14 protein-coding genes are annotated in these 17,303 nt (G+C 66.3%); 3 read left to right on the top strand and 11 right to left on the bottom strand.

Going from position 1 to position 17,303, the window contains the following annotated elements; genetic code table 11:
• The first annotated feature begins 12 nt into the window (after nucleotides 1–12).
• Together GO608_RS03615 and can are read left to right on the top strand one after the other, a co-directional pair.
• Nucleotides 13–744, top strand: coding sequence for a uracil-DNA glycosylase family protein (locus GO608_RS03615; RefSeq protein ID WP_169198349.1), 732 nt, complete (start codon nucleotides 13–15; stop codon nucleotides 742–744).
• A 22-nt stretch (nucleotides 745–766) separates the two neighbouring features.
• Nucleotides 767–1,423 carry a carbonate dehydratase gene (gene can / locus GO608_RS03610; protein ID WP_169198348.1) on the top strand — a complete coding sequence of 219 codons (657 nt, stop codon included), beginning with the start codon at nucleotides 767–769 and terminating at the stop codon, nucleotides 1,421–1,423.
• A 95-nt stretch (nucleotides 1,424–1,518) separates the two neighbouring features.
• On the opposite strand, the gene GO608_RS03605 is transcribed toward can, so the two are convergent.
• The 10 genes from GO608_RS03605 to GO608_RS03560 all read right to left on the bottom strand — a co-directional run bounded on the left by GO608_RS03605 (nucleotide 1,519) and on the right by GO608_RS03560 (nucleotide 15,304).
• On the bottom strand, nucleotides 1,519–3,690 hold the full coding sequence (locus GO608_RS03605; protein WP_169198347.1) for a primosomal protein N': 2,172 nt from the start codon (nucleotides 3,688–3,690) through the stop codon (nucleotides 1,519–1,521).
• Nucleotides 3,691–4,158: 468 nt separating this feature from the next.
• Nucleotides 4,159–5,229, bottom strand: coding sequence for a uroporphyrinogen decarboxylase (hemE, locus tag GO608_RS03600; protein WP_169198346.1), 1,071 nt, complete (start codon nucleotides 5,227–5,229; stop codon nucleotides 4,159–4,161).
• 101 nt (nucleotides 5,230–5,330) lie between these two features.
• On the bottom strand, nucleotides 5,331–6,788 hold the full coding sequence (locus tag GO608_RS03595) for a TrkH family potassium uptake protein (RefSeq protein WP_169198345.1): 1,458 nt from the start codon (nucleotides 6,786–6,788) through the stop codon (nucleotides 5,331–5,333).
• Nucleotides 6,789–6,793: 5 nt separating this feature from the next.
• A complete protein-coding gene (trkA, locus tag GO608_RS03590; protein WP_169198344.1) occupies nucleotides 6,794–8,197 on the bottom strand; it encodes a Trk system potassium transporter TrkA in 1,404 nt (467 codons plus the stop codon).
• A 79-nt stretch (nucleotides 8,198–8,276) separates the two neighbouring features.
• A complete protein-coding gene (locus GO608_RS03585) occupies nucleotides 8,277–9,521 on the bottom strand; it encodes a sigma-54-dependent transcriptional regulator (RefSeq protein ID WP_169198343.1) in 1,245 nt (414 codons plus the stop codon).
• Between the two features lie 3 nt (nucleotides 9,522–9,524).
• Nucleotides 9,525–11,645 carry a sensor histidine kinase gene (locus tag GO608_RS03580; protein ID WP_169198342.1) on the bottom strand — a complete coding sequence of 707 codons (2,121 nt, stop codon included), beginning with the start codon at nucleotides 11,643–11,645 and terminating at the stop codon, nucleotides 9,525–9,527.
• Nucleotides 11,642–12,235 (bottom strand): DUF4390 domain-containing protein, encoded by a 594-nt coding sequence (locus GO608_RS03575; RefSeq protein ID WP_169198341.1) that lies wholly within the window; start codon nucleotides 12,233–12,235, stop codon nucleotides 11,642–11,644. Before GO608_RS03575 ends, GO608_RS03580 begins: the two co-directional genes overlap by 4 nt.
• Nucleotides 12,195–13,475, bottom strand: coding sequence for a 16S rRNA (cytosine(967)-C(5))-methyltransferase RsmB (rsmB, locus tag GO608_RS03570; RefSeq protein ID WP_169198340.1), 1,281 nt, complete (start codon nucleotides 13,473–13,475; stop codon nucleotides 12,195–12,197). Before rsmB ends, GO608_RS03575 begins: the two co-directional genes overlap by 41 nt.
• A gap of 322 nt (nucleotides 13,476–13,797) precedes the next feature.
• Nucleotides 13,798–14,568 (bottom strand): sulfite exporter TauE/SafE family protein, encoded by a 771-nt coding sequence (locus GO608_RS03565; RefSeq protein ID WP_169198339.1) that lies wholly within the window; start codon nucleotides 14,566–14,568, stop codon nucleotides 13,798–13,800.
• A 259-nt stretch (nucleotides 14,569–14,827) separates the two neighbouring features.
• Complete coding sequence (locus tag GO608_RS03560) at nucleotides 14,828–15,304, bottom strand: DUF2382 domain-containing protein (protein ID WP_247002831.1); 477 nt, start codon at nucleotides 15,302–15,304, stop codon at nucleotides 14,828–14,830.
• A gap of 279 nt (nucleotides 15,305–15,583) precedes the next feature.
• Here GO608_RS03560 and GO608_RS03555 point away from each other — a divergent pair, with 279 nt between their 5' ends.
• Nucleotides 15,584–16,654 carry a YsnF/AvaK domain-containing protein gene (locus GO608_RS03555; protein ID WP_169198337.1) on the top strand — a complete coding sequence of 357 codons (1,071 nt, stop codon included), beginning with the start codon at nucleotides 15,584–15,586 and terminating at the stop codon, nucleotides 16,652–16,654.
• A gap of 234 nt (nucleotides 16,655–16,888) precedes the next feature.
• Here the strand turns inward: GO608_RS03555 and GO608_RS03550 are convergent, their stop codons facing one another.
• Nucleotides 16,889–17,230: a hypothetical protein gene (locus GO608_RS03550; protein ID WP_169198336.1), complete on the bottom strand. Its 342-nt coding sequence runs from the start codon at nucleotides 17,228–17,230 to the stop codon at nucleotides 16,889–16,891.
• Between the last annotated feature and the right edge of the window lie 73 nt (nucleotides 17,231–17,303).

Below are 17,303 nucleotides of genomic sequence, written 5' to 3'. Positions count from 1 at the left end.
AGACCACACGCCATGACGACCGACCCTTCCGTCCGCGCCCTGATCGCCGCTGCCCGCGCCTTGGCCCGGGAAGTCGACGGCATGCGCTTCGCGCCCCCCGTCAGCCACGTCTACAACCCGCTCGACTACGCGTGGACGATCCACGAGAATTACCTGCGCCGCTACGGCGCCGGGCCCAAGCGGGTGCTGTTCATCGGCATGAATCCGGGCCCGTTCGGCATGACCCAGACCGGCGTGCCGTTCGGCGAAGTTGCGGCGGTGCGCGACTGGCTCGGGCTGGCCGGCCCGGTCAGCAAACCGGCGGTGGAAAACCCGAAGCGTCCGATCGTAGGCTTCGCGTGCCCGCGCTCGGAAGTCAGCGGCCGCCGCCTGTGGGGACTGTTCCGCGAACGCTTCGGCACGCCGGAAGTGTTCTTCGCGAGCCACTTCGTCGCCAACTATTGTCCGCTGGCGTTTTTCGCCGAAGGTCGCAACCTCACGCCGGACAAGCTTCCCCCCGCCGAATCCGGGCCACTGCTGACGGCCTGCGACGACCACTTGCGCCGCGTCGTCGATACCCTGGAACCCGAATGGGTGGTCGGCGTCGGCGCCTGGGCGGAAAACCGTGCCGCGGAGGTGCTCGCCGGGCGTGCGCTGCGGGTTGCGCGCATCCTCCACCCGAGCCCGGCCAATCCGGCCGCGAACCGCGGCTGGGCCGAAGCGGCGACCCGCCAGCTCGAAGCACTCGACATCTGGACTCCCTAATCATCACTGCCGAGAAGAAACGATGCACGAAATCGATCAGCTGTTCACCAACAACCGCAACTGGTCCGAGCGCATTCGTGGCGAGGATCCCGCCTATTTCCGCCGCCTCGCAAACCAGCAGTCGCCGCAATACCTGTGGATCGGCTGCTCCGACAGCCGGGTGCCGGCCAACCAGATCATCGGCCTCGCACCGGGCGAGGTCTTCGTCCACCGCAACGTCGCAAACGTCATCGTCCATACCGATCTCAACGCGCTGTCGGTGATCCAGTACGCCGTCGACGTCCTGCAGGTCAAGCACGTCCTCGTCGTCGGCCACTATGGCTGCGGCGGCGTGGGTGCGGCGCTCAACAACAGCCGGCTCGGCCTGATCGACAACTGGCTGCGCCATGTGCAGGACGTGCGCGACCTGCACGAGACGATGCTGACGGCGATCGAGGATCCGCTGCAGCGCATCAACCAGCTGTGCGAGCTCAACGTGATGCAGCAGGTCGTCAATATCAGCCAGACTTCGGTGCTGCGCGAAGCGTGGGAACGCGGCCAACCGGTGATGCTCCACGGCTGGTGCTACGGCCTGTGCGACGGACTGGTGCGCGACCTCGGCGTCAGCGCGGCGTCGCGCGGCGAAGCGCTGGAGCGCTATCGCGACGCGGTGAGCGCACTGCCCACGAATCTGCGCTGAGGGCCGGACGGCGGCTCTCAAGAAAACGCAGGGCCCCCCAGGTTTTCTTGTCCCCCTCGGGGGGCGGAAACGGCAAAGCCGTTTCCTGGGGGCTCTCAAACTTCCAGCGGATCGACATCGAGCTGCCAGCGCAAGTCGCGCGGCAGCCGCTGGGCGCGCAGCACGGCGATCCAGCGCCCGACGAATTCCTGCAGCAGCGCCCGTTCCCCGGCCTCGACGAGCAGCTGCGCGCGCTCGCGGCGCGCGAGGCGGGTCATGCGCATCGGCACCACGTCGAACACCTGCAGCCCTTCGGGCGCACTGTCCTGGGCGAGGCGGCGGGCATGGGCGAGGAACTTCATCGCGTCGTCGAGCGCCGGCGCGTCGGCGCGCAGCATCGCCTGATGGGTGAAGGGCGGGAACCCCGCCTGGCGGCGCTCGTCGAGCGCACGCGCGGCAAAGGCGTCGAAGTCGTGGCGCACCAGACAGCGGTACAGCGGATGTTCCGGGTATTCGGTCTGAATCAGCACTTCGCCAGGCAGGTGCGCCCGGCCGGCACGCCCGCCGACCTGCATCAGCTGCTGGAACAGGCGTTCCGGCGCGCGGAAGTCGGCCGCGTGCAGCGAGGCGTCGGCGCCGACCACGCCGACCAGCGTGAGCTGCGCAAAATCATGTCCTTTCGCCATCATCTGCGTGCCGACGAGGATGTCGGCCTCGCCGGCGGCGATCGTCGCGAGCATCGCCTCCCACTGCTTTCGCGTGCGCGCCGAGTCCCGATCGACGCGCAGTACGCGGGCGTCGGGAAAAAGCTCGACCAGCCGCGCCTCGATGCGCTGAGTGCCGCGGCCGAACGGCTGGATGTCCTGGTTGCCGCACACCGGACAGACGCGCGGGATCACGCTGTCGCAGCCGCAGTGGTGGCAGCGCAGCCGCCGGTCGGCGAGATGCACAACGAGGTTCGCCGAGCAGTGCGGGCACGGGCTGACCCAGCTGCAGGACGGGCACGACAGCACCGGCGCGTAGCCGCGGCGGTTGATGAACACGAGGCTCTGCTCGCCGCGCGCGAGGCGCTCGCCGATCGCCGCCTGCAGCGCCGGACTGAGGCCCTCGTCGAGGCGCACGCGCCGCGTGTCGATGCGCCGTACGGCCGGCAGCGTGCTCGCCACCGCGCGCGCGGACAGGCGCAGGCTGCGGTAGCGCCCGGCACGCGCGTGCTGCCAGCTTTCGAGCGACGGCGTCGCCGAGCCGAGCACGATCGGCACGTCGCGTTGCCGCGCGCGCCACACGGCGACGTCGCGGGCCGAATAGCGCACGCCTTCCTGCTGCTTGTACGACGCATCGTGCTCCTCGTCGACGAGGATCAGCCCCAGCCGCGGCAGCGCGGCGAACACTGCCAGGCGCGTGCCGAGCACGATGTCGGCATGGCCCTCGAGCGCCTGCACGAAGCCGCGTGAGCGCGCCCCCGGGGCGAGCCCCGAATGCAGGCTGATCACGGTTGCCGACGGGAAGCGGCCGGCGACGCGCGCTTCGAGTTGCGGCGTCAACGCGATCTCCGGCACCAGCATCAGCACCTGGCGGCCGGCTTCGAGCGTGCGCGCGGCCAGCCGCAGATAGACTTCGGTCTTGCCGCTGCCCGTGACGCCCTGCAGTAGCCACGGCACGAAGCCCGGCCCGGCGGCAAGCACGGCGTCGAGCGCCGCGCCCTGCTCGGCCGTCAGCTGCGGCAGTTCGCCCGCGGCGTCGGCGGGATTGGCGCGCCGCACGCCGACGATCCAGCCACGGCGCAGCGCGTCGGCGAGCGCGTCCCCGGACGGCAGCGCGCGGGCCACACTGTGCCGCACGACACCGAGCGCGACCAGATCGCGCAGCAGCGCAAGCGCCCGGCTCGGCCGCCGCGGCGCCGAAAGAGCGGCGCGGCCTGCGTCGCTGACGTCGAGCAGCGGATCCGCTTCGCGGTCGCTCACGGCGTCCGCGCGGCGCAGGCCCGGCGGCAGCGCCAGCGCGATCACTTCCCCCGGGGGCGCGTGGTAATAGCGCGCGACGAACGCGACCAGTTCGAGCCAGTCGCGTGGCAGGGGCGCGACTTCGCGCTGGACGTGGCGTACCGCTTTCAGCCGCGCCGCATCGATCGCGGAATCGTCGGCAATCGCGACAATGACGCCACTCTTCTCGCCGCGGCCGAACGGCACACGGACGCAACGCCCGACATCCCCTTCGGTCGCATCTTCAGACGTGTAATCAAAGAGCTGCGGCAGAGGAACCGGCAGGGAAACGCGAACGATCCGCATGTCTGATTCATACCTTCGTGGGTCTTTCTCGTGCAGTCGAAAACGTGCCGAAGCAGTCGTGTGGCGGGTGAAAAAATTGCAGCCGCCTTCTACCGGATAACCCTTAATCGGCTTGTCCACATATTCTGTGGATAACTTTGTGAACAGCTTGGGTGAAACGTCCTGAATCCGGTACGCAGCAAGCCATTCAGTCACTTTGCCCTAACAGTAAGCAAATTTTTTCTTCATGTTTTTCAGTGACTTATTCTTGCAGCGCAATATCGCGGACGCTTGTCGTGCAGCTTTGCGCGGGAACGGCGGAGTGTGCATAAGTCAAGCTGTTTCTAAATATTTTCTTCTTGACAGCAGCGGCTCGACGCCCGACAGCCTGGCCGATTCCGTCGTCATGAAGACTCGTCGCTCCCCCGCGCCGAACCGCCCGGAGCAGCGCACCAGGCGGGCGTGCGGAGGGTGCGATTCCGATGGCGCTCAGCGTCCGCCGCGCAATTTGCGGCTGTGCTGATGCACGGTGTCGACGAGCACCGATACCGCCTCGGGAGGCGTGAACTGCGAGATGCCGTGGCCGAGGTTGAACACATGCCCGGGATGCGGGCCGAACGCATCGAGCACCCGCTTCGCTTCGGTCGCGATCACTTCGGGTGGCGCAAACAGGATCGCCGGATCGAGATTCCCCTGCAGCGCGACCTTGTCTCCGACGAGCGCGCGCGCGCGCCCGATATCCATCGTCCAGTCGAGTCCGACGGCATCGCAGCCGATCGCGGCGATGCTCTCGAGCCACAAGCCGCCGCCTTTGGTGAACACGATGCTCGGCACGCGCTCGCCGTCGCGTTCGCGGATCAGGCCGGCGACGACGCGCTCAAGGTACGGCAGCGAGAATTCGCGATAAGCGGCTTCCGACAGCACGCCGCCCCACGAATCGAACACCATGACCGCCTGCGCCCCCGATTCGATCTGCGCATTGAGGTAGGCGACGACCGAGTCGGCGGTGACGCGCAGCACGTGATGCAGCAGGTCGGGCCGCGTGTAGGCCATGGTCTTGATGCGGCGATAGTCGTCGGACGAGCCGCCTTCGACCATGTAGCAGGCGAGCGTCCACGGGCTGCCCGAGAAACCGATCAGCGGCACGCTGCCACCGAGCGCGCGGCGGATCTCGGCGACCGCATCCATGACGTATTGCAGTTCGGCATGCGGGTCGGGGGCGACGAGGTTGCGGATTTCCCATTCGTCGCGCAGCGGGCGCTCGAAGCGCGGGCCTTCGCCTTCGGCGAAGTACAGCCCCAGTCCCATCGCATCCGGTACCGTGAGGATGTCCGAGAACAGGATCGCGGCGTCGAGGTCGTAGCGTGCCAGCGGCTGCAGCGTGACTTCGCACGCGAGCGCCGGACTCTTGCACAGGTTCAGGAAGCTGCCGGCGCGGCGCCGCGTCTCGCAGTATTCCGGCAGGTAACGTCCGGCCTGGCGCATCATCCAGAGCGGCGTGTGGTCGGTGGGCTGGCGCAACAGCGCGCGCAGGAAAGTGTCGTTCTGGAGACGGCTCACGGTTATGTCCTTTTGTCTGCCGGTTCGAGGCAAAGCGCGATTATCCGCGTTTTGCGCCGTCATGCCGACCCCGGCCTGCAATGGCGCGCGGCAAAGCCGCGTCAGCGCCGCCAAAAAACGGGCGTCAGCACGACGAGCAGCGTGAAAATTTCGAGCCGCCCGAGGATCATCGTGAACGCCAGTGTTGCGGTCTGAAAATCGTTGAGGCCGGCGTAATTGGACGCCGGGCCGATCGCGCCGAGGGCGGGGCCGGTGTTGTTGAGGCACGCGACGACGCCGGAAAAGGCGGTGATGATGTCGAGGCCGGTGGCCGCGAGCACCAGCGTCAACGCGACGATGCTCACCATGTACATGAAGCTGAAGCCCAGCACCGCGTGCAGGATGTCCTCCGACACCGGCTGGCTGCCGAGGCGCACCGGATGCACCGCATTCGGGTGCAGCGAGCGCACGATCTCGCGGTACACCTGCTTGTACAGGATGATCGCCCGCATCATCTTGATCCCGCCGCCGGCCGAACCGGAACAGGCGATGAAGCTGCCGAGGAACAGGATCCACATCTGCGCGAACATCGGCCACAGCGTGTAGTCGTAAGTCGCGAGCCCGAGCGACGTGGACATCGACACGACATGAAACGCGACGTAGCGCAGCGTATTGAGGAAGCCGGCGTGCGCCTCGACGCTCATCAGGTAGGCAGTCAGCACCGCGACGCTCGCGAGCAGCACGCCGAAATAGAACGGCAATTCGGGATCGGACAGGTACGGGCGCGGGCTGCGGCGCACCAGCGCGAGGTAGTGCGTCGCATAATTGAGTCCCGCAAGCAGCGCGAACGCGATCGCGACCATCTCGACGGGCACGCTGTTGAAATGGCCGAGCGAGGCGTCCTTGCTCGAGAAGCCCCCCAGGCCCGTCACCGTGAACGCGTGGATCAGCGCTTGCCAGCCGTCCAGGCCGGCGAGCCACAGGCTCAGCCCGCACGCCGCAGTGAGCAGGATGTACGCGGTCCACAGACCTTTTGCCGTCTCCGTGATGCGCGGCGTGAGGCTCGACTCCTTCATCGGCGTCGGCACTTCGGCGCGGAACAGTTGCCGGCCGCCGATACCCAGCAGCGGCAGGATCGCGACCACCAGCACGATGACGCCCATGCCGCCGATCCAGTGCATGAAGGTGCGCCACAGGTTGATCGAGATCGGCATCTGGTCGAGACCGCTGAGGACTGTCGCGCCGGTCGCGGTCAGGCCGGACACGGCCTCGAAGTAGGCGTCGAGGACGGACAGGCCGGGCAAATAGCCGAACAGCGGAATCGCGCCGAAGACCGGCGTCACGACCCACGTCAGTGCGACGAGCAGGAAGCCGTCGCTCGGCTTCAGGTCGCGCTTGACGCGGCGCGTCAGCGCCCACAGCACCAACCCGGCCGCGCAGGTCGCAAGCACTGCGTCATCGAATGCCCGGGTCGCGCCGTCGTCGAGGAAAAACGACACCGCGAGCGGAAAGCCCATCAGCACCCCGAACATCGTCACGATCAGGCCGAGGGCGCTGAGGACCGGAAAATAGCTGCGCATGGTTTCTACAGGAACGTGAAGCCGACCTGGAAAAGCTTCTCGACCTGGCGCACGAGCTTCTTGTGCGTGCAGAAAACGATCACGTGGTCGCCGCTTGCGATCACCGTGTCGTGGTGCGGAATGACGACCCCGCGCCGCATCACCTTGCCGTCGGGACGCAGTTCCTCTCGCACGATCGCGCCGATCGTCGCGCCCTTCGGCAGCGCGATGTCCTCGATCGCGCGGCCGACGACGTTCGAGTCCTTCGCGTTGCCGTGCGCGATGATTTCCAGCGCTTCGGCCGCGCCGCGACGCAGGCTGTGCACGGCGACCACGTCGCCGCGCCGCACGTGCGCGAGCAGCGAGCCGATCGAAGTCTGTGCCGGCGAGATCGCGATGTCGATCGGCCCGCCCTGCACCAAGTCGGCATAGCTGCGGCGGTTGATCAGCGCCAGCGTGCGGCGCGCGCCCATCCGCTTCGCGAGCGACGTCGACATGATGTTGTCTTCGTCGTCGTTGGTCAGTGCGAGGAACAGGTCGATCTCGTCGATGCCTTCGTTCTCGAGCAGTTTCTCGTCGGTGGTGTCGCCGCGCAGCACCAGCGCCCGCCTCAGCTGCGTCGCGATCGCCTCGGCGCGGTGCTTGTCGACTTCGATCACCTTGACGTTGTAGTCCCCCTCGATCGAACGCGCGAGCCGCAGGCCGATGTTGCCGCCGCCGGCGATCATGACGCGCCGCGTCACCCGGTCCGAGCGGCGCATCTCGCGCATGACCTGCCGGATATGCACTGTCGCAGCGAGGCAGAACACTTCGTCGCCGGGCAGGATCGTCGTATCGCCTTCGGGAATCAGCGGTTCGCCAAGGCGGTAGATCGCGGCGATCCGCACTTCGACATTCGGCATGTGATAGCGCAGCGCCTTCAGCGGATGGCCCACCAGCGGCCCGCCTTCGAACGCGGTGACGCAGATCAGGCTGAGCACGCCGTCGGCGAATTCCAGCACCTGCAGCGCCTCCGGGAACGCGATCAGGCGCTTGATGTAGTCGGTGACGATCTGCTCCGGGCAGATCGAGAAATCGACCGCGAAGTTGTCGCTGTTGAGCAGCTCCGGATGCTCGACGAAATCGGTGGAGCGCAGTCGGGCAATGCGCGTCGGCAGGTTGAACACGGTCTTCGCGACGCGGCACGCACAGAGGTTCGTCTGGTCCGACTGGGTCACCGCGATCAGCAGGTCCGCGTCATCGGCACCGGCGTCGCGCAGCACTTGAGGCGAGGCTCCGTTGCCGAGCACGGTGCGCAGTTCCAGGCGGTCGCGCAGGATTTCGAGATGCTCGGCGTTGGTATCGACGAGCGTGATGTCGTTGGCCTCGGAAACGAGATTTTCCGCGACCGAGGCACCCACCTGTCCGGCGCCGAGGATGATGATCTTCACCGTCCGGATCTCCTGCTGCGCCTTGCGGCTACGCGCCCGTCAGCGGCAGGGAAGCCGCATTTCACCCCGCCGGTCGGGTTCAATTTTCCTCGCTCCGGCGTCCGGCCTGCAGGCCGAGCTGTTTGAGCTTGCGGTACAGATGGGTGCGTTCGAGCCCGCTTTTCTCTGCCAGCCGCGTCATGTTGCTGCCTTCGAGGCGCAGATGATGCTCGAAGTACAGTCGTTCGAACGCTTCGCGCGCCTCGCGCAGCGGCTGGTCGAGGGACACGCCGACGTGACCTTCGGTGGACGGGATCAGCAGCCGCCGCACGTCGGCGATGCCGATCTCCTCGTCGAGCGTGCCGAGCGCGAGCGACTTCACCGCGGCGCGCAATTCGTTGTATCCGCCGCTCCAGGGCTGCGCGCGTAACGTGTTCAGCGCACCGGTCGAAAACTGCCGGCGCGGCACCTCGCCCGCTTCGACCAGATGCAGCAGCAGCTGCGCCGCGAGTTCGGGCAGGTCGTCACGCACATCGGCGATCGACGGCGGCGCGAGGCTGACTTCGAACAGTCGCGCGACGAGCGACTCCTCCCACCCTTCGCGGACCAGCGCGTCGAGCGTGTGGTCGGTCGCGACGACGAGGCGCAGGTCGTAGCGCTCGAGGCGCTCGAGCGCGAACGCCAGGTTCTTCTGCTGCGTACGCGCCAGCCGCGACAGTTCGGGCACGAACAGGACGCCGCCTTGGCAGGCCTGCAGCTGGTTGACGTCGAGCGGCGGCGACACCGAGGACAGATCCAGCCACGGCGCCCCTTTCGCCTGGAAGCTGCGCCCCGCGAGCTCCGCGAGACTGCCGGCGCCGATACGCAACAGCAGCACGCGGGAGGTCACCGCGACCTGCTGGATCAGCCGCTGCAGCTCGCGCAGCGGCACCGAACGGGTAAACGCGGCGAGCGTCAGCGGCGACGGCGCGCCCGGTGCGGCCGGGCGCTGCAGCCCGCGCTTCACCGCGGCGAGCAGCTTTTGCAGGCCGATCGGTTTTTCGAGGTAGTCGATCGCGCCGATGCGCGTCGCCTCGACCGCGGTGTCGATCGTGCCGTGGCCGGACATCATCACCACCGGCATCGTCAGCTGCCCGTTGGCGGACCACTCCTTCAGCAGCGTGATTCCGTCGGTGTCGGGCATCCAGATGTCGAGCAGCACGAGGTCTGGGCGCGCGGCGTTGCGCGCGGTGCGGGCCGCGGCAGCGTTCTCCGCGAGCACGATGTCGTGCCCTTCGTCGCTGAGTATTTCGAAGAGCAGCTCGCGGATGCCGACTTCGTCGTCAACTATGAGTATGTTCGCCATGGGTCACTTGTCGCTGGTCGGGGGTGCGAGCCGCAAGCGGATGCGGACTTCGGCGCCCCCGGAGTCTCTATTCATCAGGCGGATTTCTCCACCATGTTCGTCGATGATCTTCTTCACCATCGCGAGGCCGAGGCCCGTCCCGCGGCTCTTTGTCGTGAAGTACGGCTCGAACGCGTGGGCCAGCACGGTCGCCGGGAAGCCTGGCCCGTTGTCCCGTATCAGCAGTCCGGCGTGGTCCCCTTCCCCGTGCGTGACGAGCGTCACGACGCCGTCGTCCTGTTCGGCCAGCGCATCCTCGGCATTCTGGAGCAGATTGTGGATGACCTGCCGCAACTGCGTCGCGTCGCCCGCCACGGCAGGCAGGCCGCGCTCGAGTTCGGCGCGCACCTGCACCGGCGAGCTCTCGTACAGGTTGAGGATCTCAGCGATCAGCGCATTGAGGTCGACGCTGCCGATGACCGGGCCCGGCAGTCTCGCATAATCACGGAACCCATTGACGAGATTCTTCATCGACTCGACCTGGTTGATGATCGTGCGCGTCGCCCGCTCGAGGATCTCCCGCCCTTCCGCATCGATTCGGTCGGCGAGCTTGTAGGCAAGGCGTTCGGCCGACAGCTGGATCGGCGTCAGCGGATTCTTGATTTCATGCGCGAGCCGGCGCGCGACTTCCGCCCAGGCGGCAGTCCGTTGCGCAGCGACCAGCCGGGAAATGTCGTCGAAGACGACGACGAGGCCGCCCCCGGAAGCGGTCGGCAGCCGCGCGCCGTGGATCAACAGCGTCTGCGTGCTGCCGTCGGCGCCGGGGAACTCCACCTGCTCGTGCCAGTCGCCATCATGCTCGTCGAAACCTTTCAGCAGCGCGTCGCGGAAGCTCTGGTGGCGCGGCCACTGCGCCAGCGGCACCTCCTCAAAACCGCTCAGTTCATCCTCGAGGATCGCCATTGCCCCGGCGTTCGCGGCGCGCAATGTGCCGTCTCCGGCGAACGCGAGCACGCCGGTCGACAGGTTCGCGAGCACGCTTTCGAGATAGGCGCGCGCCGACTCGACTGCCGCGCGGTTGCGATCGGCGGAATCGCGCGCCTCGACGAGCTGGCGCGTCATGCGATTGAACGACTGCGTCAGCACGCCGAGCTCGTCGTGCGCCGGCAGCGCCTGGCGCGGGCTGAAGTCGCCCTGCGCCACGGCCTGCGTGCCTTCGGCGAGGATCAGCAGCGGCGCGACGAGGCGGCGTGACAGGATGAACGCGACCGCGACCGCGGCAAGCAGCGCGAGCAGCAGCGTCAGCGTCAGCGTCAGCGTGTAGATGCGGTTCAGTCCGGTGCGGCCGAGCGTGAGCTGCTGGTATTCGCGATACGCTTCCTGGACCGCTTCGGCGTGGCGCGCAAACGTTTCCGGGACCGGCTGGCTCAGTTGCAGATACTGCGCCTCCGCACTGAGGATGCGCGACGGGATCGGCACCACGACGCGGATCCTCAGCCCGTCGCCGGGACGGGTATCGACGATGTGATAACGCTGCGTCTGGCGCGCCTGGCGCAGCTGCGTGACGGTCGGGAGATCAGGCAGGAAGCCGCCGAATTCGCCGGACACGGTCACCAGCACCTGGCCATTGGAGCCGATCACCGAAGCGCTGCTGACGCCGGCGCGTTCGCGCAGGCGATTCAGCAAGGTCGGTGAAACGGGCGTCGCCCCTTCGAGCTCCAGCGCCATGTCCTGGGCCTTGTCGCCGACCTGCGACGCCAGGTAGTCGAGCGCGTTCTGCCCGAGCGCGATGCCCCCTTCGAGCGCGGAATCGACGCGCACGTCGAACCACGACTCGATGCTGCGGACGACGAACTGCAGCGATACCGCATAGACGATGATGCCGGGGACCAGCGCCATCAGGGCGAACATCAGCATCAGCCGGTACTTGATCCGCGAGCCGAACTGGCGATCGCGGTACTCGCGCCACAGCGCACGCAGCTGGAAACCGACCAGTCCGCCGAGGGCGACGGCGACCGCGCCGTTGATCGCGAGCAGATACGGATAGCTCTTGGCGAACAGATCGGTGTTCGAACTCGCCGACGCCAGTAAAAACAGCGAGATGCCGGCGACCGCCGCCACGACGATCAGCAGGACCCGTTTCATCGTGGGGCGCCGGCGAGGAACGTCCACCGCATCCAGTCGGTCCCGAGATTCCAGTCCCGGCTGCCGAGCGCGGTGACCTGGAACGGCTTCGGCAGCAGGCTGGTGTCGAGGAAAAAGCGCAACGCGGCCCGATACGATTCGCCCGTATCGAGCTCGTCGACGGGGATGATCTGCCAGTTGCGGATCCGCAGCATCGTCCGCACCGCTGAATCGAGCGTGTCGAAACTCTGGTGGAAGTTGCCGACCGACAGGCGGAAGCTGCGCGTGATCGCGTGGTACGAAAGGCGGAAGTTCAGCGAGCGTTCGACGACAGTGTCGTCGAACCAGTACCAGCGCGGCTGCTCGACGATGAATTCGGCAGTGAAATACAGCGACACGCCATGGGTCACCGCATCGGCCAGCCGCTGGTTCAGGTCGAGGTCGATGTCGGCGTTGACGACGTAGCCCTCTTCGCTCGCGACGATCTCGGCGTAGCCGATATCCCCTTCCGCGACGGCCGGCAGCGACAGCAAGCCCAGGACCAGCGCGAGCAGCGCGGCCCGCAGCAGCTTAGCGACGCTTGCCAAGGAGCGCGTAGAAAAAACCGTCATGGTCCGTAGCAGGCAGCAACTGACGCTCGAGCCTGCCGTCGATCTCGAGCCGCTCGAGATCGGGATGACGGCCACTCAGCCGCGCGACCTGGGCTGCATTTTCTTCGTTGAAAACGGAGCAGGTGACGTAAAGCATCCTGCCGCCGGGCGCCAGCGTCGGCCACAGCGCGTCGACGATGTCGGCTTGCTGCGCGGCGAAACGGCGTACGTCCTCGCGTCGCCGCAGCCACTTGATGTCCGGATGCCGGCGCGCGACCCCCGACGCCGAACAAGGAACATCGGCAAGGATGCGGTCGAACGGCCGGCCATCCCACCACGCGTCGAGGGCGCGGCAATCGGCCCTCAGCACCTGCGCGTGCAGGCCGAGCCGCTCGAGATTGTCGTGGATGCGCTGGACGCGTTTCGGATCGAGCTCCAGCGCGACGAGCTCGACCGGCATCGTCTCGAGGATATGCGCAGCCTTGCCGCCCGGCGCCGCGCACGCGTCGAGCACCCGCTGGCCCGGCGCGAGATCCAGCCACCGCGCTGCCCACTGCGCCCCCGCATCCTGCACCGAAACGCGCCCGGTCACGAAGCCTGGCAGGCTCGCGACCGGCACCGGCTTGTCGAGCACGAGCGCATCGTTCGCGAGCCGTCGGCAGCCGATTCCTGCGTCGCGCAGTTCCGCTTCGACTGCCTCGACACCCGCTCGGGTGCGATTGACGCGCAGCGCCATCGGAGGCCGTTGGTTCCCCGCTTCGAGCGCGGCCTCCCAGTCATCGGGCCACGCAGCACGCACCTGCGCCACCCACCACGCCGGATGGCGATAGCGCGCCGCCTCGTCCGCCTCGACGAGCGCCGCCAGCTCGTGCTCGTCGCGCAGCCGCTTGCGCAGCACGCCGTTGACGACGCCTTTGAGCCCCAGCGCGAGAACTGCAGCCGCATCGACCGCTTGGTCCACGACCGTGTGCGCCTGATCCGGACGGTGCTCGAGGCGGTGCAGCGCAACCAGCAACAGTGCATGCAGCGCGACCGGCAAAGGTTTGTGCAGCAGGTGGCGCAGGACGACGTCGCCGCGCCCGTAGTCGCGCAGCGTTCCCCACGCCAGATCGCGAACCGCACCGCGCGTCGCATCCGCCCACCCGGGATTGGCGCGCAGCAGCCGCTCGTAAGCCTCGGTCAAATTGGCGCCTCCGAGGACCGCTTCGACGAGAGACGCCGCCTGCAGCAGCGCATAGCCGAGACCGTCGTTCGGAAGCACGGGGCGGCCTTTGGCCGGTCGGGAGGAAATGGTCACGGGAATCGGAGCTTTGCTGAATGGCACCCTGCCCCGCAGGCTACGCGAGGCGAAGTGCACAGGTAATTTGGCAACGTCTGTTGATGCAGTGCGTGGCGCCATTGTAATACTGCAGCGCGATAATTCCGCGTCCGGCAAGGCGTTTATCGGGGCGTCTTCGAATGATGGCAGTCCTTCGGTCTCGATCGCATCCGGCCGAGCAATATGCTCCGGCAATGGCAAACCCGTCATTCGAGCCGAACGTCGAAGCGCAGGTGCGTGTTCCACGTGAAACCTTCACGTGACATCACCCCCTGATGAGGTCGAAAAGCATCTTCCCGATCAGCGCCGTCACGACGCCGAGAAACATTTTCCGCACGAATCCCGCGCCGTGACGCAGCGCGAGCCGCGAACCGACGAGCGCGCCGACGAGGTTCGAGCAGGCCATCACACCGGCGGCCTGCCACAAAATCGCGACGTGCGAAGTGAAAAACGCGATCGCCGCGAGGTTCGTCGCGACATTCACGATCTTGGCCGTCACTGACGCGCGCAGAAAATCCATCGCCAGGAAACGGACAAACAGGAAAATCAGGAAGCTTCCGGTCCCCGGCCCGAAGAAACCGTCGTAGAACCCGACGCTCGCACCGACCAGCAGCGCCAGCGCGGTCGCATGCTGCGGCTCGGCCGTTGCATCTGCCGTGCCGAAGTCCTTTCGCATGAACGTGTAGATTGCGACCAGTATCAGCAGCAGCAGGATCACCGGCTTGAGAAGCGCCGGCGACAGGTGCGCGACGGCACGCGCTCCGAACCACGCTCCGGCGAGCGCGGCGGCCGCCGCCGGCAGCGCGACCCGCCACGGAATCGCCACCCGCCGCGCGTACTGTATCGCCGCACTGCTCGTGCCGACGATGCTCGCGAGCTTGTTGGTGCCGAACAGCGTCGCGGGGAGACTCGCGGGAAAAGCCGTGAACAGCGCCGGGATCTGGACCAACCCGCCGCCGCCGACCACCGCATCGACGAAGCCGGCAAGAAAGGCGGCAAGCCCGAGGAAGAACAGGACGGTTTCGGCCTCGCCCATCAGTGCACGCCTGTTTCACGTGAAACAGCACGTCGCAGAGCCACGGCTGCGATGCCGAATCGATCGGCCGCTCGGCACCCACCCCGCACGCCGATCACGTCGCTAAAGAAGCGACCGGATCGGCAGCGTGCCTTGCGCCGCACCGCTTATCGCCTTTCCGATCAGAATGGCCACGCTTTTGGAAAACCATGCAGAACGAGTCAGAACAGCGGGAACGAAAGGGCGAATTCTAACAGCCCCCTATCTCCCCACCTATTGGCTAAGGTTCGGCTGGAGGGGTTGGCTTCCATTCCTCCTCGTCGGCCCCGCGACGCTCGACGATCGCTGTCTCCTTGCGCAGAACGACTTCCTCCTTCCGTTCTATCTCGCGGCGGTGTCGAACGATGCGCACTTCTTCCTTGAGCAGGAGGCGGTGCTCGACCACCGCCACCGTCTCGTACACCGGAACGATCAGGACGCCGCCTTCTTCACGCGGCTCCGCCCGTTGGTCGACGAAGCGGTTTACCGGGACGCGTTCGACGCTCAGTTCCTCGATGACGTCGGTTACCGGGACGTACTGAGTTTCCTCGTGCAGCGCGACGCGCACTCGCACGCTGTCGCCGGTGTTCTCGGTGACCCGTTCGATCGAAACCTCTTCCTCGACGACCGGAATCACCCGCGTCGACTCGTTCTCTTCGTTGCCCGAGGGCGAATGAGCGCTCTGCTCGGAGGGGCGGGGTTTTTTTGACGGAGGCATGGTCTGGAAAAGCGCAAGGGGATCCGTATGCACGTTCCAAAAGACGAGCAATCGCCGGTCCCGCCGATTCTCCGGGCGAGCGATCGCCGGTTCCACCAATTCTCCACCCGTCGCCGCTCATTTTCCCCGGGGACGGTGTAATTCCCGCTTCGCGTGTGTAAGTCCGCGAACGGTGCGAAGCGCCGCAAAGGCGTCGCGACAGTCCGGCAAACCGCCAGCTAAGGGCATGCGGATTGCTGAAACCGCTGGCCTTTCTTCAACTCAATCGAGGAGCAAGACATGACGCAAACTGTCGTGGGTGTTTTCGATACTGCAGACGCTGCCCTTTCTGCCGAACAAGCCCTTCTGAGCCGGGGGTTCGACCGGTCGGCGCTGCATCGTACGGCCGCTGATACCGCCTACTCGACAACCGAGGAGCGCGACGAGGGATTCTTCAGCGGCATCGGCCGTTTTTTCAGCAATCTCTTCGGCACCGACGACTCGGATGAAGTCGGCGCCTATTCGGAGGCGGTCCGGCGCGGTGCGACCGTGCTTACTGTCGATCTGCCCGATGATGCGGATACCGACTTGGTGCGCGATGCGCTCGAGGAAGCCGGCGCAATCGACATCGACGAGCGCACTGAATACTGGCGCCAGCAGGGCTGGACCGGTTATCGCGCCGATTCCCCGCCGCTGACCGCGGAAGAAATCGCGAACGAGCGCAAGGCGGTGCTGCCGGTCGTCGAGGAGCAACTGGACGTCGGCAAGCGGCAGATGAAAAAAGGCACCGTGCGCGTGGTCTCGCGGACCGTCGAGACGCCGGTCCGCGAAAACGTCCAGCTGCGGGAAGAGCACGCGACGATCGAGCGTCGCCCGGTCGACCGGCCCGCGACCGGCGAAGACCTGAAGGCGTTCGCCGAGAAAACCGTCGAGGTGCAGGAAACCGCCGAGAAAGCCGTCGTCAGCAAGACGGCTCGCGTCGTCGAAGAAGTCAGAGTGGGCAAAGAGGCCACCGAGCACACCGAGACGATTGAAGACATGGTACGGCGCACCGAAGTGCAAACCCAACGCGACGGAGGGGAAACCGGCGCGACAGGCACGATGCTGCGCACTTTCGAAGAATACGAGCCGGATTACCGGCAGGACTTCCAGACCCGCTATGCCACGCAAGGCGGGCGGTACGAGGAATACGCTCCCGCATACCGTTACGGCTACACGCTCGCAAGCGACGCGCGGTATCGCGGACGGATGTGGCCCGACATCGAGGCGGACGCACAACGCGACTGGGACCGAGACCACCCCGGCGGTACCTGGGAGCGCATGAAGCTGGCGGTGCGCCACGGATGGGAACGTGTGACGGGACAGCGATGAAAAGCTGCCGGAGGGCTCGGGCTCGATGCTCTCCGGCAGTTAAAAGATGGCGATCTGCAGAAGGCTTTTCGACCTCTTCCACGTTCGGAAGCGTCGCTACCGATGCAGAAGCGAGCAAATCATCCGGCCGCCTTTTAGTGCATGACATTCACGCTTTTCATCTCTTCGCATGGGCACAGTATTGGGCACAAACAGTGCGGAACGGAGCAGAACGCAATGGAACGGTGCCGGATTCTACAGTGCAGTGCGCGAACTCTGCACTTCCCTGCCGGCACCGACAGACTCGCCACGCTGGCAGGTTTGATTCATGCATCGGCCTTGGTGATGCGTCACCTCCAGCGCAGCGGTCTCCTTCGCCTCCCTATCGTTCTCATCGGGTGGCTCAGGGGGTAGCAGCACAAACTCCTTCAGCGCGACCTCTTCCGCTTCGTGCTGCTGGAAGCCTTGCTGCATCAGCTCCAGCACCATCTCGAACGCCTGCTTCCCCGCAATCTGCAGGGAGATCTCCCACTGTCCCTCTTCCTTCAATTCAGCGACCTTGTTCGGCAGCCACTCTGTCCAATGTTTGCGGGCCATGGATGCATACCGCTGTACGCTCCTCATTCCCTCCTGTCTCCTCAACATCGACTGCAGCGGGTACGGACAAACA

The organism is Aromatoleum buckelii, from assembly GCF_012910785.2.
GTDB lineage: Bacteria > Pseudomonadota > Gammaproteobacteria > Burkholderiales > Rhodocyclaceae > Aromatoleum > Aromatoleum buckelii.
The sequence above is the reverse complement of the archived record's forward strand: the minus strand, read 5'-3'. Positions and strand labels throughout refer to the sequence as shown.